The sequence below is a fragment of the Dryocola sharpae genome, from assembly GCF_051307055.1.
In the GTDB taxonomy this organism is placed as follows: Bacteria; Pseudomonadota; Gammaproteobacteria; order Enterobacterales; family Enterobacteriaceae; genus Dryocola.
On the sequence record NZ_CP149994.1, the window covers coordinates 144804 to 165960 of the forward strand.

The following is a 21157-nucleotide window of genomic DNA, read 5'->3' on the forward strand; positions in this document are numbered from 1 at the left end:
CGGCAGATAACTTCCCTCAGATTTGCAGGACATCTGCCATGAACACTGCTCAATACAACCGCACGCGTTGGTTAACCCTTATCGGGACGATTATTACCCAGTTCGCCCTGGGCTCCGTTTATACCTGGAGCCTGTTTAACAGCGCGTTATCCGAAAAGCTCGACGAACCCATCAGCCAGGTGGCGTTCTCCTTTGGTTTGTTAAGCCTCGGCCTCGCCATTTCTTCTTCCGTTGCCGGTAAGCTGCAGGAGCGATTTGGGGTTCGTAAGGTAACGATGGCGGCGGGCGTGCTGCTGGGCGTTGGCTTCTTCCTGACGGCCCATGCAAATAATTTAATGATGCTGTGGCTGAGCGCGGGCGTGCTGGTCGGGCTTGCGGACGGCGCGGGCTACCTGTTAACCCTTTCTAACTGCGTGAAATGGTTCCCGGAGCGCAAAGGGCTGATCTCCGCTTTTGCGATTGGCTCTTATGGCCTGGGCAGCCTTGGGTTCAAATATATTGATACGCATCTGCTGGCGACCTATGGCCTGGAAAATACTTTCATGATCTGGGGCGCGCTGGCGACGGTGATGATTTTGTTCGGCGCGTCGCTGATGAAAGATGCCCCGGTACACGAAGCGCAAACCGTTGACGGCGTGACCGAGAAAGATTACACGCTGGCAGAATCGATGCGTAAACCGCAGTACTGGATGCTGGCGGTGATGTTCCTGACCGCCTGCATGAGCGGCCTGTATGTGATTGGCGTAGCGAAAGACATTGCCCAGGGCATGGTGCACTTAACCGCTGAATCTGCGGCGAACGCCGTCACGGTGATTGCGATCGCTAACCTGAGCGGCCGCCTGGTGCTCGGCATTCTCTCCGACAAAATTGCCCGCATCCGCGTGATTACGCTGGGCCAGGTTATTTCTCTGGTGGGAATGGCGGCCCTGCTGTTTGCTCCGCTTAACGAAGCGACGTTTTTTGCGGCGATTGGCTGCGTGGCCTTTAACTTCGGCGGCACCATCACCGTTTATCCTTCTCTGGTCAGCGAGTTCTTTGGCCTGAACAACCTGACCAAAAACTATGGCGTGATTTATCTGGGCTTCGGCATCGGCAGCATCTGCGGTTCGATTATCGCCTCGCTGTTTGGCGGCTTCTATGTGACCTTCTGCGTGATCTTCGCCCTGCTGATTTTGTCCCTGGCGCTTTCCACCACGATTCGCCAGCCAGCGCGTGAAGCTGTGCAGCATAAACACGCTCACGCCTGATAGCGCGCCATTAGCTGTGTAAACCCTGCCGCCGTAGCCCTGTACGGCGGCTTTATTTATGGTGAATCCCGGCCGTATTATGTAAATAAACGGTAGGATCACATTTTTGAACGATACTTTTTTTGACCTCTGTGCTCTACTAACCCGCGCCGTTTCTGTGGCTCATAGCCTGAGAATCATCCTGATTCCCTTGCAACGCTTTCTTTTTGAGAACTCCTTCAACCTTTAACGGTCTGAGTAACGTTTTATACGTTTTCTTTTTTGCGCCAGGACACCCTGAATGAATTACATTAAATCGATGACCCAGCAGAAGTTATGCTTTCTGTTAGCGGTATACATCGGCCTGTTCTTGAACATCTCGGTTTTTTACCACCGCTTTGATGGATTAGCGCATGACCTCAACGCATGGAAAGCGTTTGCCGCTGTGGCGGAAGTGTGTGCCACGGTATTAGTTACCTTCTTTTTGCTGCGCGTGCTTTCGCTGTTCGGGCGTTTAGTCTGGCGTATTCTCACCACATTTATTGTGCTGTGCTCCGTCGGCGCCAGCTATTACATGACTTTCCTTAACGTCGTTATCGGCTACGGCATTATCGCTTCGGTGATGACCACGGATATCGATCTGTCGAAAGAGATTGTCGGCTATCACTTTGTTTTGTGGATGGTGCTGGTTAGCGCCATTCCGCTGCTGCTTATCTGGAGCAACACCTGCCGCTACACGCTACTCAAACAGCTGCAAACCCGCGGGCACCGCGTGAAGAGCGTGGCGATTGTTCTGCTGGCTGGCCTGATGGTCTGGGCGCCGATGCGCTATCTCGATAAGCATCAAAACCGCATCGAAAAACGCTCGACGGTAGATATGCCAAGCTACGGCGGCGTGGTGGCTAACTCCTACCTGCCATCGAACTGGATCTCCGCGCTCGGCCTGTTCGCCTGGGCGCAGGCGGATGAATCCAGCGATAACAGTTCGCTGATGAACCCGGTGAAGAAATTTACCTACGTGGCGCCAAAAGATATCGACGATACCTACATGGTATTTATCATCGGTGAAACCACGCGCTGGGATCATATGGGCATTCTGGGCTATGACCGCGATACCACGCCGAAGCTTGCCCAGGAGAAAAACCTGGTCGCGTTCCGCGGCGAGTCGTGCGATACCGCCACCAAGCTTTCGCTGCGCTGTATGTTTGTGCGTGAGGGCGGGGCGGAAGATAATCCCCAGCGTACCCTGAAAGAGCAGAACGTCTTTGCCGTCCTCAAGCAGCTTGGCTTCTCCTCCAGCCTGTACGCCATGCAAAGTGAAGTCTGGTTCTACGGCAACACCATGGCGGACAACTTCTCCTATCGCGAGCAGATTGCCGCTGAGCCGCGTAACAGCGGGAAACAGGTTGACGACATGCTGCTGGTTGAAGAGATGCAGCGTTCCATCGACGAGCATCCGAAGGGCAAACATCTGGTGGTGCTGCACACCAAAGGCTCGCACTTCTCGTATGTGCAGCGCTATCCGCGCAGCTTTGCGAAATGGACGCCGGAGTGCGTAAGCATTGATAAAGAGTGCAGCAAAGAGCAGCTGATTAACGCCTTTGATAACTCCGTGCTCTACACGGACACAATTATCTCGGACATCATCAATAAGCTGCGTGATAAGCGCGCGATTATCTTTTATGCCTCGGATCACGGCGAATCCATCAGCGAACACAAGCACCTGCACGGGACGCCACGCAATATGGCTCCGCCAGAGCAGTTCCGCGTGCCGCTGCTGGTCTGGGCGTCTGACAAATACCTTGAAGATCCGGATCGCGCCCGTTCCTTTGAACATATGAAAGAGCAGGCGGCTATGAAGATACCGCATCGTCATGTGGAGCTGTATGACACCATTATGGGTTGTCTCGGTTATACCTCGCCAGACGGCGGCATTAACGAGAACAATAACTGGTGCCACGTTCCGCAGAAGGCCGCGAAGTAACATTTGCGATACAAGTGCTTGCTTTTAAGCCAAACGATGTGGATTTTTAAGTTAAGGGATTGACGGCTAAAACGGTGCGCAGTAAGATGCGCTCCGCATTCGGCGAGTAGCGCAGCTTGGTAGCGCAACTGGTTTGGGACCAGTGGGTCGGAGGTTCGAATCCTCTCTCGCCGACCACATTCAGAAAAGGCCAGCTCTTTGAGCTGGCCTTTTTGCATCTGAAGCTTATGAAACCGCAGGTTGGATAAGCGCCAGCGCCATCCAACGATTATTGCGGGCAACGGCGGATGGCGCATAGCTTATCCGCCCTACAGGGCAGGCCTTTTTGCATTCGTGGTTTATGAAACCGTAGGCTGGATAAGCGCCAGCGCCATCCAACGGTTATTACGGGCAAACGGCGGATGGCCCGTAGCTTATCCGCCCTACAGGGTTATTCTTTTTGCATCCGGCGATTATTACGGACAACGGCGGATGGCGCGTAGCTTATCCGCCCTACAGGGCAGGCCTTTTTGCATCTGAAGCTTATGAAACCGTAGGTTGGATAAGCGTCAGCGCCATCCAACGATTATTAAGGACAACGGCGGATGGTCCATTGCTTATCCGCCCTACAAATTGGCATCTTGTCTTTGTCATTAATGACGCAACGGCGCGTTGCTTATCCGCTCCACAAAACGCCTTCTCTTTTGAAAATCCCCGCTTCATCGCCCAACGCTCGTTTTTATACGATTTTGTGACATATTCCATTGTATTTTGTTATGAAAAATCGTGGTTTTTTGCACCATTGCTTATGTTTGCTGCCAGCATGATTCGCTGTAAGAGATGCAGATCACAAAACAAATCGTTCATATAATCATCATTCGGCAAGAAATTTTTTAAAATGCGCGCAACCGATTACCGCTATCGGTTGCAAATTAGGCAGTGTAATATTCTGGGAACAAGCCCGTAGCATAAATTTCCCTGCTGGAAATGACCTCCCCGGCTTTTTTTTAACTTTGTTCGCTGTTTCTCACCCCGGTTGTAAATCCCCGACACCTGTATTGACGTTTTAACGATCTGTTGACAGATTGTAGGGCGTGAGGGGCAATTTATGGACAGTCCGCACTACTACACAGCTAGCCTGACGAAAGGAACCCCTGGCCTCACCAACGCCCGCGGGCATACCGGACAGACCGCACTCAAATAACAAAGGTCTAACGGATAAAAACAACACATCTCACATTGGAGCAGAAGAATGAGTATTTCCTTGAAGAAGTCAGGGATGCTGAAGTTTGGTCTGAGCCTGGTAGCTTTGACCGTTGCAGCCAGCGTTCAGGCTAAAACCCTGGTTTATTGTTCAGAAGGATCGCCTGAAGGTTTTAACCCTCAACTGTTCACTTCTGGTACCACTTACGACGCCAGCTCAGTGCCGATCTATAACCGTCTGGTCGAGTTCAAAACCGGCACCACAGAAATCATTCCCGGCCTTGCTGAAAAGTGGGAAGTCAGTGAAGACGGCAAAACCTATACCTTCCACCTGCGCCAGGGTGTGAAGTGGCAGGACAATAAAGATTTCAAACCAACGCGTGATTTCAACGCCGACGACGTGGTGTTCTCCTTCGATCGTCAGAAAAACAAAGACAACCCGTACCACAAAGTGTCTGGCGGCAGCTATGAATACTTCGAAGGCATGGGCCTGCCGGATCTGATCAGCGAAATCAAAAAAGTGGACGACAAAACCGTTCAGTTCGTGCTGACCCGTCCGGAAGCGCCGTTCCTGGCTGATATGGCGATGGACTTCGCATCCATCATGTCCAAAGAATATGCGGACAATATGATGAAAGCCGGCACGCCGGAAAAAATTGACCTCAACCCAATCGGTACCGGTCCGTTCCAGCTGCTGCAGTACCAGAAAGACTCCCGCATTCTGTATAAAGCGTTCCCGGGCTTCTGGGGCACCAAGCCGCAGATCGACCGTCTGGTCTTCTCTATCACGCCTGATGCCTCCGTGCGTTACGCCAAGCTGCAGAAAAACGAGTGCCAGGTGATGCCGTATCCGAACCCGGCCGATATCGCTCGTATGAAGCAGGACAAAAACATCAACCTGATGGAGCAGGCTGGCCTGAACGTGGGCTACCTTTCCTTCAACACCGAGAAGAAACCGTTTGATGACGTAAAAGTCCGTCAGGCGCTGACTTACGCGGTGAACAAAGAAGCGATCATCAAAGCGGTTTATCAGGGCGCGGGCGTCGCGGCTAAAAACCTGATCCCACCAACCATGTGGGGCTATAACGATGACGTGAAGGACTACACCTACGATCCTGAGAAAGCGAAAGCGCTGCTGAAAGAAGCGGGCCAGGATAAAGGCTTTACCGTTGACCTGTGGGCAATGCCGGTACAGCGTCCGTACAACCCGAACGCTCGCCGTATGGCGGAGATGATTCAGGCTGACTGGGCGAAAATCGGCGTGACCGCCAAAATCGTCACCTACGAGTGGGGCGAGTACCTCAAGCGCGCCAAAGCCGGTGAACACCAGGCAGTAATGATGGGCTGGACCGGGGACAATGGGGATCCGGACAACTTCTTCGCCACGCTGTTCAGCTGTGATGCGGCAAAAGACGGCTCTAACTACTCCCGCTGGTGCTACAAGCCGTTTGAAGAGCTGATCCAGCCTGCGCGTGCGGCAGAAGACCACAACAAACGTATCGAGCTGTACAAACAGGCTCAGGTAGTGATGCATGACCAGGCTCCGGCGCTGATCGTCGCTCACTCCACCGTATACGAGCCTGTGCGTAAAGAAGTTAAGGGCTATGTGGTTGATCCATTAGGCAAACACCATTTCGAAAACGTGTCTGTCGAATAATAAAAAGGACCCAACCCGAAGCTGGCTGAATACGTAGGGTAAATAAGCGTTAGCGCCATCCGCCAATTATGTCTTTTTAGCGGATGGCGCGTCGCTTACCCGCCCTACGGTTCAGCGTTTCACCAGCATCGGGTGAATTACTTATTCCCTCTGCGGAGAGGGAAAGATTTGTGAGCAATACAGACGGCGAGTCACCAGGCCTTCCGTCATTACAGAGAATCCGGGATATGTTGCAGTTCATCCTCCGACGTCTGGGACTAGTTATCCCCACGTTTATCGGTATTACCCTACTCACCTTCGCCTTCGTGCATATGATCCCCGGTGACCCGGTGATGATCATGGCCGGCGAGCGTGGCATCTCTCCTGAACGTCATGCCCAGCTGCTGGCCGAACTCGGCCTCGACAAGCCGATGTGGCAGCAGTACCTCCATTACATATGGGGCGTAATGCACGGCGATTTAGGCATTTCGTTAAAAAGCCGCCTCCCTGTCTGGGATGAGTTCGTGCCGCGCTTTAAAGCGACGATGGAACTCGGCGTGTGCGCCATGATTTTCGCCGTTGCCGTGGGTATCCCGGTTGGCGTGCTGGCCGCCGTTAAGCGCGGTTCTATCTTCGATCACACGTCCGTTGGCCTGGCGCTGACAGGCTACTCGATGCCTATCTTCTGGTGGGGCATGATGCTGATCATGCTGGTTTCGGTGTACTGGAACCTGACTCCGGTTTCCGGGCGCGTCAGCGATACGGTGTTCCTCGACGACACCATGCCGCTCACCGGCTTTATGCTGATAGACACCGCTATCTGGGGCGAGCAGGGCGACTTTATCGACGCGCTTGCCCATATGGTCCTGCCTGCCGTGGTGCTCGGCACCATTCCGCTGGCGGTTATCGTGCGTATGACGCGTTCTGCCATGCTTGAAGTGCTTGGCGAAGATTACATCCGTACCGCGCGTGCTAAAGGCCTGACGCGTATGCGCGTTATCGTGGTTCATGCCCTGCGCAACGCCATGCTGCCGGTAGTGACGGTTATCGGCCTGCAGGTCGGTACGCTGCTTGCCGGCGCGATCCTGACGGAAACCATCTTCTCCTGGCCGGGCCTTGGCCGCTGGCTTATCGATGCGCTTCAGCGTCGTGACTACCCGGTAGTACAGGGCGGCGTATTGCTGGTAGCGACGATGATTATCCTCGTTAACCTGCTTGTCGATCTACTGTACGGCGTGGTGAACCCGCGTATACGCCATAAGAAATAAGGGGCCATCATGACGCAATTAACTGAACAAAAAGTAGTGGCGGCGCCAAAACCAATGACGCCGTTCCAGGAGTTCTGGCACTACTTCAAACGTAACAAAGGTGCGGTTATCGGCCTTGTGTACGTCACGGCGATGATTTTGATCGCCATCTTCGCCAACGTCCTCGCGCCGCACGGTCCGGCGGAACAGTTCCGCGACGCGCTGCTGCGCCCGCCGGTCTGGCAGGAAGGCGGGAGCTGGCAGTTTCTGCTGGGCACCGATGACGTAGGCCGCGATATCATGGCCCGCCTTATGTACGGCGCGCGCCTGTCGCTGCTGGTGGGCTGTCTGGTCGTGGTGCTGTCGTTGATTATGGGCGTGGTGCTCGGCCTGGTGGCCGGTTACTTCGGCGGCGTTGTCGACAATATCATTATGCGCATCGTCGACATCATGCTGGCGCTGCCAAGTCTGCTGCTGGCTCTGGTGCTGGTAGCCATCTTCGGGCCGTCGATTGTTAACGCCTCGCTTGCTCTGACGTTTGTCGCGCTGCCGCACTATGTGCGACTCACGCGCGGTGCGGTGCTGGTGGAAGTTAACCGCGACTACGTAACCGCTTCCCGCGTGGCGGGCGCAAGCGCCATGCGCCAGATGTTCATCAACATTTTACCGAACTGCCTTGCACCGCTTATCGTGCAGGCCTCTCTTGGCTTCTCTAACGCCATTCTCGATATGGCCGCCCTTGGCTTCCTTGGCATGGGTGCGCAGCCGCCAACACCGGAATGGGGCACCATGCTCTCCGACGTGTTGCAGTTCGCGCAAAGCGCCTGGTGGGTCGTCACCTTCCCGGGTGTCGCAATCCTGCTGACGGTGCTGGCATTTAACCTGATGGGTGACGGGCTGCGTGACGCGCTCGATCCTAAACTGAAGCAGTAAGAGGTTCGAGATGGCGTTATTAAATGTAGATAAATTATCGGTGCACTTCGGCGACGAAGGGACACCGTTCCGTGCCGTAGACCGCATAAGTTACAGCGTTAAGCAGGGTGAGGTCGTCGGTATCGTCGGCGAATCCGGCTCCGGTAAATCCGTCAGCTCGCTGGCGATCATGGGGCTGATTGATTATCCGGGCCGCGTGATGGCGGAGAAGCTGGCGTTCAATGGCCAGGACCTGCAGAAGATTTCTGAGAAAGAACGTCGCAACCTGGTAGGCGCCGAAGTGGCGATGATCTTCCAGGACCCGATGACCAGCCTCAACCCGTGCTACACCGTCGGTTTCCAGATTATGGAAGCGATCAAAGTGCATCAGGGCGGCAACAAGAAAACCCGTCGCCAGCGCGCGATCGACCTGCTGAACCTGGTGGGCATTCCCGATGCGGCATCGCGTCTGGACGTTTATCCGCACCAGCTTTCCGGCGGCATGAGCCAGCGTGTGATGATTGCGATGGCGATCGCCTGTCGTCCTAAGCTGCTGATTGCCGACGAACCGACCACCGCGCTGGATGTCACCATCCAGGCGCAAATCATCGAGCTGTTGCTGGAGCTGCAGCAAAAAGAGAACATGGCGCTGATCCTCATCACCCACGATCTTGCGCTGGTGGCTGAGGCGGCCCATAAAATTATCGTGATGTATGCAGGCCAGGTGGTGGAAACCGGCGAAGCGAAAGATATTTTCCGCGCGCCGCGCCACCCGTACACTCAGGCGCTGCTGCGCGCGCTGCCGGAGTTTGCGCAGGACAAAGCTCGCCTGGCGTCGCTGCCGGGCGTGGTGCCGGGCAAGTACGATCGCCCGAACGGCTGCCTGCTCAATCCGCGCTGCCCGTATGCCACGGATAAGTGCCGCGTTGATGAGCCGGACCTGAATCTGGTGGATAATGGCCGCCAGTCTAAATGTCACTACCCACTCGATGATGCCGGGAGGCCAACCTATGATTACCGATAAGGCCACCGCCCAACAGCCGCTGTTGCAGGCCATCGACCTGAAAAAACACTACCCGGTGAAGAAGGGTATTTTCGGCCAGGAACGTCTTGTTAAGGCGCTGGACGGCGTGTCGTTTGAGCTTGAACGCGGCAAAACGCTGGCGGTTGTAGGCGAGTCCGGCTGCGGGAAATCCACCCTTGGCCGCCTGCTGACGATGATCGAAATCCCGACCGGCGGCGAGCTGTACTATCAGGGCCAGGATTTGCTCAAGCCTGATGAAACCTCGGAAAAACTGCGTCGCCAGAAAATCCAGATCGTGTTTCAGAACCCGTACGGCTCCCTGAACCCGCGTAAAAAAGTGGGGCAAATCCTGGAGGAGCCGCTGCAAATCAACAGCAATCTGAGCAAAGCCGAACGGCGTGAAAAAGCGCTGGCGATGATGGCGAAAGTCGGCCTGAAAACCGAACATTACGACCGCTATCCGCATATGTTCTCCGGCGGCCAGCGTCAGCGTATCGCCATCGCCCGAGGTTTGATGTTAGATCCGGATGCGGTGATTGCGGACGAACCCGTTTCCGCGCTGGACGTCTCCGTGCGCGCGCAGGTGCTGAACCTGATGATGGATTTGCAGCAGGAGATGGGGCTGTCCTATGTGTTTATCTCTCACGACCTGTCGGTGGTGGAACACATCGCTGACGAAGTGATGGTGATGTATCTGGGCCGCTGCGTGGAGAAGGGCACCAAAGACCAGATCTTCTCCAACCCGCGCCATCCGTACACGCAGGCGCTGTTATCCGCCACGCCGCGCCTGAACCCGGACGATCGAAGAGAACGCATCAAGCTCACCGGCGAGCTGCCAAGCCCGCTGAGTCCGCCTCCGGGCTGCGCGTTCAACGCCCGCTGCCGTCGCCGCTTTGGGCCGTGCACGCAGCTACAGCCGCAGCTTAAAGAGTACGGCGGCCAGCTGGTGGCCTGTTTTGCCGTCGATCAGGACGAGAACCAAGAAATTCGTTAAAACATAAAGCCGGGAAATGCTCCCGGCTTTTTTATCGCTAACTGAAAATCAAGTCTTGTGGGCGTGGTCATCAACAGGTTCTGGCTCTGCCTTACTGTTTTTGGATTTACATTTCACAGGACTGGCAGAGACTTCTTTTTAAGGGTTTTGGTACGCCCTTCCAGGGCGCAATCAATGCCGCCTTCTATGAAGGCGAATTTTTATTTGTAGGGCGGGTAAGCACGAGCGCCACCCGCCGCAAACGTTGGATGGCGCTCGTGCTTATCCAACCTACAAAATTCAGATCCAGGTTTGAAAAGGTTATTAATTTAACCCTCCGGCTCCCTTCAAAGCGTCGCTCCTGCATCTCCCGGCCTGTAATATTGCGCAACCGCCGGGTATATTTTTCCTCTAAATAATCATACAAATATATTTCGCAGGAAAAATGTTAATTTCCCGCGCAAAATAAATCTTTGTGCTTTCGTCTTTTTTACGGCGGCGCACAGCGTAAAATAGGGTTATTTGCATTATGGCAGGCGAAATTAGGTACTACAGCCTTGACGGGCTAATACTTTATGCTTATATAGAACTGAATAAGAAAAAAAGATGGAGCTACGGTTCAGGCTGCCGATATCATATTACGAATAACCCGCCGTGCACGTTGCGGAAATAATAATAAACATTGTCATTATCACGCCACGCAAATGAAACAGGCTGCGTGGCGTTTGTATGTATGCCGCTGCCGCAGACAAAACTCTAATTTCCAGAAATACCTGGCCACAATAAAGTAACGGCCAGGTGAAAAATATTTACTTGTAAATCATGAGCATTGAAATGAAAAGTTATGATGATTTGCAGCGTTTCAAGGACAAGACACGCACGGGCGCCATTGGGTTCAAGGATATGTCGGCGCAAAATCAACGCGTTAATCCGAGTAGCTGGGCGATTATCAAACAGCTCGCCGGGAACGAGGATGATTCGGTTCTGGCGCAGGCCGGCAGCATTGCTGTGCCTGTGCCGCAGGCGGTCAAACCCGGTGAGTTTGACGCCGCTTTTGCTAACCCGGCCCCTGCACAGCATATTGCCCCGGCGGCGCAATCCTCTGTTGCTGACGGCCCGGCTGCGGCCAGAACGGTAGAAAAAGCCGCAGCATTACCGCTTCCTGAAGAGAAAGCCGCAGCGATTTCTCTGTTTGAACAGCTTGCTCCTGCTCCCGCGGCTGTTGTCCCTGCTGCGCCGGTTCCCGCTCCGGAACCCGTGAAGCAGTCTGTTGCGCCGACAAAAGCTGAACCTGTGCGCTTTGAACAGCTGTTTGCGGCCAAAGGGGCAACGACGACAAACCATCCTGCCAAAGACCTCCCATTACAACCGCTGTTGGAGATGATCGCTTCATGCCGCTAGTTTGTGTTTGCTCGCCAAAAGGTGGAGTAGGAAAAACCACGGTTACCGCCAACCTGGCGTACGCCCTGGCACGTTCCGGCAGCAAAGTGCTGGCCATTGATTTTGACGTACAAAACGCGCTGCGCCTGCATTTTGGCGTACCTTTGTCCGATGGTCGCGGCTTTGTTGCCCGCGCCAGCGAGTCTGCCGACTGGAGCCAGTCCGTGCTCACCGCGGGCAGCAATATGTTTGTGCTGCCCTATGGCGACGTCACCGAAGAGCAACGCCTTGATTTCGAACAGCGTCTTACCAACGACAGCCACTTTCTGACGCGAGGATTAAGCGCCCTGCTTAACTATCCCGGGCTGGTGATTCTGGCCGACTTCCCGCCGGGGCCAAACCCCGCGCTGAAGGCGATGTCTCAGCTGGCCGATCTGCATCTGGTGACCCTGCTTGCGGATACCGCTTCGCTGTCGCTTCTGCCGCATATCGAAAACCATCGGCTGACGGGCGGCGAGCCGCTGAACCACAAAGCCGGATATTATTTCCTGTTAAACCAAAGCGATAGTCGTCGTCATATCAGCCGTGACGTCACCGCTTTTATGCAGCAGCGTCTCGGCGATCGCCTGCTTGGCATTATTAACCGGGATGAAAGCGTTGCTGAAGCTAACGCCTCGCAGCAGTCGATATTTGATTTTAACGCTGCGTCAGCCGCCGCTTTTGATATTGAACTGGTGAGTAAACGCGTGGCGAGCATTCTGGGAATAAAAATCGGTGACGGTGCGGTACATGCCGGTCTGAGAACGTCTAATTTCTGACCCCATTTCAGGAAGTCCTATGAAAAAGGCCCTTTTTTATTTACTCCTGTTGGTATTAGCGCCAATAGCGGTCCTGATCGTCATTACGCCTATGGACAGCCAGAAGCAGTATATTTTTGGTTTAATCACCCTTGGCGTTTTGTTCCTGTCAGGCTTTAGCAAAAAGCACAGCATTTCCGTCATTATGATAGTGGTGGCCGTTTTAATGTCCACGCGCTATATCTATTTCCGTGCGACGCAGACCCTGCACTTTAATTCTGAAATAGAAGCCATTCTGGGTATCGGGCTTTTTTTAGCAGAGCTCTACATCTGGATAGTCATAATGTTGAGCTACCTGCAAAATATCTTCCCGCTTAAGCGCACGATTGTGCCGCTGCCCGATGACACCTCGAAATGGCCAACCGTCGATGTCTATATTCCGACGTATAACGAAAGCCTGGAAGTGGTGCGTGATACCGTGCTGGCTGCCCAGTGCCTTGATTATCCTGCCGATAAGCTCAGAATCTATTTACTGGATGACGGTAAGCGCAGTGAATTCGCGGTGTTTGCCGCAAAAGTAGGCGTGGGTTATATCACGCGTAACGAACACTCGCACGCCAAGGCGGGTAACCTCAACCACGCCATGAAGCTGACCAAAGGCGAGCTTATTTGCGTGTTCGACTGCGACCACGTGGCGACACGTATCTTCCTGCAGGCGACCGTAGGCGCGTTCCTGGTTGACCCGAAGCTGGCATTAATGCAGACGCCGCACTACTTCTATTCGCCGGATCCGTTTGAGCGCAACCTCTCCGTCGGACGCAACATCCCTAATGAAGGCCAGCTTTTCTACGGACAAATTCAGCGCGGTAACGACAACTGGAACGCGACCTTCTTCTGCGGTTCCTGTGCGGTTATCCGTCGCAGCGCGCTGGAAGAGATCGGCGGCTTTGCCGTTGAAACCGTGACTGAAGATGCCCATACCGCGCTGAAAATGCAGCGTCTGGGCTGGAAATCCGCCTATCTGGATATCCCGCTGGCGGCAGGCCTCGCCACCGAACGCCTGGTGCTGCACGTGATTCAGCGTACCCGCTGGGCGCGCGGCATGACCCAAATCATGCGTCTGGATAACCCCCTTTTCGGTCGCGGCCTGAAATGGCAGCAGCGGCTGTGCTATCTCAACGCCATGCTCTCGTTCCAGTTTGCCTTGCCGCGCGTGGCCTTTCTGACGGCGCCGCTGGCCTATCTGCTGTTTAACCTGAACATCATCCACTCATCGGCGAGTCTGATATTCGCCTACATGCTGCCGCACCTGTTCCTGTGTATCTACCTGAGCTCGCGGCTAAATGGCCGGTTCCGCTACAGTTTCTGGGGCGAAATCTACGACCTGGTGCTGGCGTTCCACCTGATCCTGCCGACCCTCATTACGCTTATTTTCCCGAAACGCGGCAAGTTTAACGTAACGGATAAAGGCGCTCTGCTGGACATGGGCTATTTTGATTTCAGCATCGTGCGTCCGCATATCGTCATCGCGGTGCTGCTTGCCGCCGGGGTAATTGCCGGGATTGTACGCGCCTGCGCCCATGACTACTTTGGCGTCGACCCGCGGGTTATCGCCCTGAACGTGGGCTGGGGCGTCTACAGCCTGATTTTCCTGCTGGCGGCAATTGCCGTGGCGCGCGAAACCCGTCAGACGCGCAAAACCATTCGTATCGACGTTAGCGTGCCGGTCGTGATCCACTACGCCAGCGGCATCTCCTCGCGCAGCCATACGCTTGATTTGTCGATGGGCGGCTGCCGCATCGCGGTAGTAGACGAGCGCCACCTGAACGACGAAATAGAAGAGGTTGAGCTGCAGTTGCAGTCCGGCGCGATCGGTATTCCGGTTAAAGTTATCGCCAGCGACGACAAATCTATCCGTCTGATGTTTGAAGAAATCCCGCTCGACCGCCGCCGTGAACTGGTGCGCGTGGTGCTGGCCCGTGCCGATGCGTGGATCCATCCGCCAAAACCGCAGGACAACCCGTTCCGCTCGTTGTTGACCATCATCCGCAGCGTGTTCGATCTTTTCTGGCTGACCTGGAAATCGCGCCGTGAAAATCGCCGCCGACGCCAGGAAGCAGCCCGTCGCATGGATAACGCCAACGAGGACAGCGCAGTATGAAATGGATGTTCCGTAAAGCCTGCCAGCTGCTCCTGGCTTTTAGCGTCCTGGCGATGCCGGTTATGGCACAAGAGCCGACGAACGTAGAGCCAGTTCTGCCGGTGGATTTACCGCCGCCAACTGAACCCTTGCCGGCTGCGGATACCGCGCCTGCCGCGCTTACGCCTTCGGTCTTCACGCCCGGCAACGTCAGCAGCGTTACCGTCGCGCAGATGGGGCAGCCTCAGGGCGTGGTGTTAAGCGGGGGCCAGCTACAGGGCGGTATCGACTTTACCCTGTCGGCGGACCAGGTGGTTACCAACGCGCAGCTGGTACTGAATCTGAAAGTTTCCCCGGCGATGGCGGCGCGTAACACGACGCTACAGCTGATGCTCAACGGCCAGCCGCTCGGCACGGTGCCGCTGGGCTCGGCGGACAGCAACGTCTCTACCTACCAGTTGGAAATCCCGGCGGCGATGGTGGTGTCGCGCAATAATATCAGCTTCAAGATTAACGATGGCGACGCGCTGCTCTGTCAGCGAGACCTGTCGGATAAGTATCAGGTCACCATCATGCCGACAACCCGGCTGGATCTGGAAGCCCAGCAGCTCAATATCGGGGCTGATTTGCGCCATTTCCCGCGTCCGTTCTTTGACGAGATGCAGATGACCCCGGCTACCATGGCCTTTGCCTTCCCGGCGAAAACCCTGCCGGAGCAGGTAGGGGCGGCGGCGCAGATCGCCTCCTGGCTGGGCATCCAGGCCGATTATCGCGGCATCTTCTTTAATGCGCTCCATGACAGGCTGCCGGAGAAAAACGGCATCCTGTTCGGCAAACCGGGCGAGAGCATCGGCGGCTTAACGCTGCCGGCAAGCCAGGGCGCCATGCTGAAAATTATCGATAACCCGGGCAACCCGGTTTATAAACTGTTGCTGGTGGTCGGGAATAACGATCGACAGCTGCGCAGCGCCGCCTGGCGCCTGACCCGCGGCCAGTTCAAAACGCCGACCTCAAGCTTGCCGGTTGAGCCGCAGACTATTCCGGTCAGCAAGCCCTACGACGCGCCGCGCTGGATCTCCACGGAACGTCCGGTACGCCTGAGCGAGCTGTTGCGCACAGATCAAAGCCTGACCGCTACCGGCATCTGGCATGACTCTCTGCGTCTGGCGTTCCGCGCCGCGCCCGATCTCTTTATGTGGGACGGCGATACCATTCCGCTGAAGATCAACTACCGCTTCCCGTCGGAGCCCTGGATCGATGAAGATCGTTCTTATCTGTCGATGACCTTCAACGGCACCTTCCTGCACAACCTGCCGGTCAACAAGCAGGGCGCGCTGGAAACGCTGTGGCATAAAGTGGGCGGCGACGCACGCCAGGAAACCTACCACATGCCGCTTGAGCCCTACCTGATATATGGCGACAACCAGCTGGCGCTCTACTTCAGGATCGAAACCAAAGAAAACGCGCCGTGCAGCGTGCTGCTCAACAACAATATCAAGAGCCGTATCGACGACGATTCGTGGATCGATCTGAGCAAAACGCAGCACTTTGCGCTGCTGCCGAACCTCTCCTACTTCGTGGGGGCCTCGTTCCCGTTCACACGCCTGGCGGACTTCTCGCAAACCGTTCTGCTGCTGCCTGAAAACCCGAGCGAAAGTGAAATCAGCACCCTGCTGGATCTGGCTGCCCGCTCAGGGAATGCCACCGGCACCGCGTTGAATAATAACCGGGTGATGTTTGGCCTTCCTTCCGGCGGGGCGAACCTGTTGTATCTCAGCAAAAGCGATGTGCTGGCGGTTTCCACGCTGGAGCAAAGCGCGTTTAACCGCGCGCTGCTGGCTCAGTCTTCATTTACCAGCAACGAGCATACCTTTGGCGTGCGCGAGCCCACGACGTGGGAAAAAGTCCAGCGCTGGCTGGAGGGTGACTGGAGCGCGTCGGGCGTGGATGCCGACCGTTATTTCTCCTCAAATGAAGCCTGGCGCGGCTTCGTGAGCTTCCGCTCGCAGTGGAACCCGTCGCGCCTGGTGGTGATGGCGATTGGCAGCAACGATGAACAGCTTTCCCGTCTGCATAGCGATCTTAGTTCGGCGCGCATCAACGCGGGCATTCGCGGCGATGCCGCCATCATCACCAATGAAAACGGCGTGCGCAGCTTCCGCGTTGGCCCGCAGTTCCCGAGCGGCCAGATGCCCTGGTACATGATGGTGGTGTGGTACGCCAACCAGCATTCGGCGATGCTGGCGATCTTTGGCCTGCTGTTTGCGACGATTATTGGTTTGAGCCTCTACGTTCTGCTGAAGCAGCGTGCGCGCAAACGTCTTAACCCGCAGGGATCCGATCGTGAGTAAAGGTGGTAGCAAAATGAACCATAAGAATAAAACCGCCAGCAATCTGTCCACGCTCTGCCTGGTTGGCGGGCTGGCGATGGGGGCCTTTAACGGCGCTCAGGCGGCGGAAACTAACAATCCGGCGTTAAAAGCTTTGTTCGACCAGGCTAATTACTGGCATGAAAAGTCTCACGACGATCTGGCGATGGAGTCGCTGAAAAAGGTCCTGATGGTGGATGCCAACAATACTCAGGCTTTGTATCTGATGGCGCTGTGGTCGCAGCAGGCAGGCGATATTAAAGGCGCGGCGCAGTGGCGTGAAAGGCTGACGTCGGTTTCCCCGCAGGACAGCAATTTACAGGCGCTGGATAACGCGAAGCAGTTGCAGCAGGTGCCGCGTGGGCAGCTGGATCTGGCCCGTCAGCAGGCGCGCAGCGGCAACGTTCCGGCCGCGCTGGCAACCTGGCGAACGCTGTTTAACGGCGACCAGCCGCCGCCGAGCCTTGCGCCGGAATACTATCTGACGATGGCCGGGGAAAAATCCCTCTATCCGCAGGCCGTTGCCGAACTGCGTCGGCTCACCGCGCAATATCCCCAGGATAACAGCGCACGTATTGCGCTCGGTAAAGTGCTGACTTACCAGGAAAGCACGCGCCGTGAAGGCATCGATTTGCTGCAGAGTATGGCGAGCGGCAGCCAGGAGGCGGATAAGTCCCTGCGCCAGGCGCTGCTGTGGCTGGGGCCGCAGGCGGGCGACGAGCAGTATTATCAGACCTTTTTGCAGCGTCACCCGAAAGACACCGTCGTACAGGACTATTTCCGTAAAAGCATTGGCGGAACGGCGAAAGGCGAAGGCTTCAACGCCCTTAACAGCGGCAATACCGACGCGGCGCGCAGCCAGTTTGAGCAGGTATTGCAGACCAACCCGGAAGACGCCGATGCGCTGGCCGGGATGGGCTATGTCGCTCTGCGTAAAGGAGATTATGCCGCAGGAGCGCAGTACCTGAACCGGGCGGCAAGCCTGGGCGGAGCAGATTCGGATGCGCGTAAACAGCAGGCAGCCGACGCTGAATTCTACGGCCAGCTTGCCGGCGCGCAGGCGGCCTTTAAACAAGGCAACGTCAGCCAGGCGCTGGCGTTAAGTGCTCCGCTGGCGCAGCAAAGCGGCGAGCGGGGAACGTCTGCCAAACTGTTCCGCGCTGACGTGCAGCGTCACAACAAGGATTACACCGCCGCAGAGCAGACGCTGCGTAGCGTGCTGAACGACCAGCCGAATAACGCTTCCGCGCGTGAAAACCTCTACTACGTGCTTCGCGATGAGAACAAAACGGCGGAGGCCCAGGCGATGCTGCAGACGCTGCCGGCCAGCCTGCAGGCGAAACTTGCGCCACGCCTGGAGGGCGGCAATCCTGCCGATCCGGTTCGCCGCCAGGCGCAGCAGGCGGCGGCAAACGGCGATCCGCAGCGTGCGATTGCTATCCTGCAGCAGGGCGTGGCCCGGTATCCGTCCGATCCGTGGCTGCGTCTGGATCTGGCCCGTCAGCTACAAAAACAGGGGCGCAGCGCCGAAGCGGCGAACGTCATGGCTCCGTCGTTCCGCAGCAATGCGAGCAACACCGAGCTATATGCCGCAGCCCTTTTCGCCAGCGAAAATAATGCCTGGCAGCAGTCGCAAACGCTGCTGTCGCGCATTCCGGCCGCCGGCCAGAATAGCGATATGCGCGAGCTGTCACGTCGCGTGAACTACAACCTGCAAATGGCGGTTGCCGAACGCTATCTGGCGCAGGGCGATACAACCGCTGCGGCGAATACGCTTAAAGCGCTGGCTACGCGTCCACCGCAAAGCCCGGCAGACGCCGGGAAACTGGCGCGCATGCTGGCGCAAAGCGGCGATGTGAGTACCGCCGTCAGCATCGTGCGGGACAACATGCGCCGTGGCGTGCAGGGTAACGCCGGTGATTATGCCGATCAGGTTAGCGTGCTTAACCAGGCGGGCCTGGGACGTGAAGCGCAGGCGTGGCTCGCTAATCCTGAACTGCAATCGCGCAGCACGACGACCCAGCTGGCGAGCATTCGCAACGGCTATGTCATCAACGAAGCCGATCAGCTTCGTACCCAGGGCAACTACGCGGCGGCTTATGACAAGCTGATCCGCGCGATGCAGAGCGATCCGCAGAACACCGACCTGATGTTCGCCATGGCGCGCCTGTATCAGTCCGGCAAAATGAATAAAGAAGCGGGCGTGGTTTATGACTACCTGATGACGCGCGATACGCCGGAGCAGGACGCCCGCGCAGGCGCTATCGACGTAGCCTTAGCCAGCAAAGATGTGGATAAGGCGAAGCAGCTGACGGCCGGACTACGCAACGACGACACGCCGCAGCGTTTGCTGCTGCTGGCGCGCGTCTCGGAAGCCGAAGGCAACCATCAGCAGGCGATGAGCTATCTGCGCACCGCCCGCGGCAAGCTGCTTGGCCTGCAGGATTCGGGGGGCGAGACGGCGCCGATGCTCGGCGGCCTGGCGCTGGCGGATAATCCGTTTGTGGGAACGTCCAGCCGTAGTGCTCAGCCAGCCTCCGCCTCGCTGTACGGCGAGGCGATGCCGTGGCAGGAAGCGCAGCTGACGCGCAATCCGCAGACCGCTCCTCCTGGCACAACGCGTACCGATCTGCCTGTAGAAAGCGTGCAGGCCGGCACGCTGCGTCAGGTGGACAATATGATGGAGCAGCTAACCGACAAAACCGCCACCTGGGCGCGCGGCGCCGTTTCCGTGCGCGGACGCGACGGCGAAAGCGGCCTGAGCAAGCTGACTGAAATTAAATCGCCGCTGCAATGGTCCACCGTGCCGTTTGGCGATTCGCGCTTTGATATCAACGTCACGCCGGTCAGCCTGAACGCGGGAAGCTCATCCGGGGATGCAAACGCTCGCTTTGGTCGGGGTGCGCTACGTCAAGAGCCTGGCTCTAAATATCCTGGCCAAATTAATCCCGGCCCGTCCCAGGGCTCGCAACACGCTTCCGGCGTGGAGGTGGGCATGGCGCTGACCGGCGACCAGTACAAGCTTGACGTAGGCTCCACGCCGCTGGGCGCGGATCTCAATACCGTCGTGGGCGGCATTCAGTGGTCGCCGCAGCTGACGGATTACCTCAAGCTGATATTGACCGGCGAGCGTCGCGCCGTGATGGACAGCCTGCTGTCTTATGTCGGCGTTGAAGACAAATACAGCGGCAAAAAATGGGGCCAGGTCACGAAAAACGGCGGCAGCGCGCAGCTCAGCTACGACAACGGCGACGCCGGGTTCTATGCCGGGTTCGGGCTGTATAACTACCTGGGCGAAAACGTGCCGAGCAACAGCAACGTGAATGGATCGGCGGGCGTCTATCTGCGTCCGTTCCACTCAGATGACCGCGAGCTGAAGACCGGCATCAGCATGAGCTACATGAATTTCTCTAAAAACCTCAGCTACTTCAGCTACGGTCAGGGCGGCTACTTCAGCCCGCAGGATTACGTCAGCGTCTCCTTCCCGGTGGATTACAGCCAGAAGTTCGACAGCTGGCAGCTGGGCGTGGGCGCATCTCTGGGCTATCAGTCCTACACTCAGGACGAAAGTCCGTACTTCCCGGGCGATGCGGAATTGCAAAAACAGCTTGAAAATAATTATAAAAAAGGCTTCGCCAAAGAGGCGTATTACAGCGGCGGCAGTGAAAACGGCCTCGGCTACAATCTGCGCGCGTCAGCGGACTACAAAATTAACAAAGATATGACCATGGGCGGCCGGGTGGGTTACGACACCTTTGGCGATTACAACGAAAGTACCGCGCAGCTCTACTTCCGTTACCTGCTGGGGAATAAATAATGAATGACCAACAGCTTCTGAACTACTTCCAGAACCAGCAGGCGCAGCCGGGCTGGTTCTCGCTCATTCACATCATGATCGACGGCATGGTGACTAACGTCGGCGAGGCGCAAAGCCGTCCTTTCCTGGTGCAGATGGGCGAGACGCTGGGCGCGCGCTTTCCGTTAACGCTCGCGCGCACGGTGGGCGAGCTCGAAGCGCAGATAAATGTTCAGCTTGCCGCCTTCAACTGGGGCTATATTGATATTGAGGCCAGCGAAACGGCGATGCAGATCCGCCATATGGCGCTCCCCGTTCCCGCAGAAGAAGCGCGGCAGGCTGCCTGGAACAGCGCGTTTAGCGCCGTGCTGGAGGGGCTTTATGCGCGCTGGCTGCGCGACCAGGGCGGTAAGCCGCATGTTTCCCTGTGGCGTGAGGCGTCGCCATCGGCCACGGTGGTGCATTTCAGATATCAAAACAGCAGGTAGAGG

General features: G+C 56.5%; 14 protein-coding genes and 1 tRNA gene. All 15 read left to right on the top strand.

Annotated features, from left to right (window positions below):
• Window positions 1-38: 38 nt before the first annotated feature.
• The 15 genes from WLO31_RS00685 to bcsD all read left to right on the top strand — a co-directional run bounded on the left by WLO31_RS00685 (window position 39) and on the right by bcsD (window position 21154).
• Window positions 39-1247 (top strand): L-lactate MFS transporter, encoded by a 1209-nt coding sequence (locus WLO31_RS00685; protein WP_435928581.1) that lies wholly within the window; start codon window positions 39-41, stop codon window positions 1245-1247.
• A 280-nt stretch (window positions 1248-1527) separates the two neighbouring features.
• Window positions 1528-3210 (top strand): kdo(2)-lipid A phosphoethanolamine 7''-transferase, encoded by a 1683-nt coding sequence (gene eptB, locus WLO31_RS00690; protein ID WP_435928582.1) that lies wholly within the window; start codon window positions 1528-1530, stop codon window positions 3208-3210.
• A 100-nt stretch (window positions 3211-3310) separates the two neighbouring features.
• Window positions 3311-3387 (top strand) — tRNA-Pro (locus tag WLO31_RS00695).
• A gap of 262 nt (window positions 3388-3649) precedes the next feature.
• Window positions 3650-4060: a hypothetical protein gene (locus tag WLO31_RS00700; RefSeq protein ID WP_435928584.1), complete on the top strand. Its 411-nt coding sequence runs from the start codon at window positions 3650-3652 to the stop codon at window positions 4058-4060.
• A gap of 381 nt (window positions 4061-4441) precedes the next feature.
• Window positions 4442-6049 carry a dipeptide ABC transporter periplasmic-binding protein DppA gene (gene dppA, locus WLO31_RS00705; RefSeq protein WP_435928586.1) on the top strand — a complete coding sequence of 536 codons (1608 nt, stop codon included), beginning with the start codon at window positions 4442-4444 and terminating at the stop codon, window positions 6047-6049.
• Between the two features lie 227 nt (window positions 6050-6276).
• Entirely contained in the window at window positions 6277-7296 is a 1020-nt protein-coding gene (dppB, locus tag WLO31_RS00710; RefSeq protein WP_271124050.1) for a dipeptide ABC transporter permease DppB, read from the top strand.
• 9 nt (window positions 7297-7305) lie between these two features.
• Entirely contained in the window at window positions 7306-8208 is a 903-nt protein-coding gene (gene dppC / locus WLO31_RS00715; RefSeq protein ID WP_435928588.1) for a dipeptide ABC transporter permease DppC, read from the top strand.
• Between the two features lie 10 nt (window positions 8209-8218).
• The gene (gene dppD, locus WLO31_RS00720) at window positions 8219-9211 is read left to right on the top strand and encodes a dipeptide ABC transporter ATP-binding protein (protein WP_435928589.1); all 993 of its coding nucleotides are present in this window, start codon (window positions 8219-8221) and stop codon (window positions 9209-9211) included.
• Complete coding sequence (dppF, locus tag WLO31_RS00725; RefSeq protein ID WP_435928590.1) at window positions 9198-10205, top strand: dipeptide ABC transporter ATP-binding subunit DppF; 1008 nt, start codon at window positions 9198-9200, stop codon at window positions 10203-10205. The genes dppD and dppF overlap by 14 nt, the downstream gene beginning before the upstream one ends.
• Before the next feature lie 813 nt (window positions 10206-11018).
• On the top strand, window positions 11019-11585 hold the full coding sequence (gene bcsO, locus WLO31_RS00730; protein WP_435928592.1) for a cellulose biosynthesis protein BcsO: 567 nt from the start codon (window positions 11019-11021) through the stop codon (window positions 11583-11585).
• Entirely contained in the window at window positions 11576-12382 is an 807-nt protein-coding gene (bcsQ, locus tag WLO31_RS00735) for a cellulose biosynthesis protein BcsQ (RefSeq protein ID WP_435928593.1), read from the top strand. The genes bcsO and bcsQ overlap by 10 nt, the downstream gene beginning before the upstream one ends.
• A gap of 19 nt (window positions 12383-12401) precedes the next feature.
• Window positions 12402-14522, top strand: a complete 2121-nt coding sequence (bcsA, locus tag WLO31_RS00740) for a UDP-forming cellulose synthase catalytic subunit (RefSeq protein WP_435928594.1) — start codon at window positions 12402-12404, stop codon at window positions 14520-14522.
• Window positions 14523-14575: 53 nt separating this feature from the next.
• The gene (gene bcsB / locus WLO31_RS00745) at window positions 14576-16852 is read left to right on the top strand and encodes a cellulose biosynthesis cyclic di-GMP-binding regulatory protein BcsB (protein WP_435930695.1); all 2277 of its coding nucleotides are present in this window, start codon (window positions 14576-14578) and stop codon (window positions 16850-16852) included.
• A 13-nt stretch (window positions 16853-16865) separates the two neighbouring features.
• Complete coding sequence (locus WLO31_RS00750; RefSeq protein ID WP_435928595.1) at window positions 16866-20687, top strand: cellulose synthase subunit BcsC-related outer membrane protein; 3822 nt, start codon at window positions 16866-16868, stop codon at window positions 20685-20687.
• Window positions 20687-21154 carry a cellulose biosynthesis protein BcsD gene (gene bcsD / locus WLO31_RS00755; protein WP_435928596.1) on the top strand — a complete coding sequence of 156 codons (468 nt, stop codon included), beginning with the start codon at window positions 20687-20689 and terminating at the stop codon, window positions 21152-21154. Before WLO31_RS00750 ends, bcsD begins: the two co-directional genes overlap by 1 nt.
• Window positions 21155-21157: the final 3 nt, after the last annotated feature.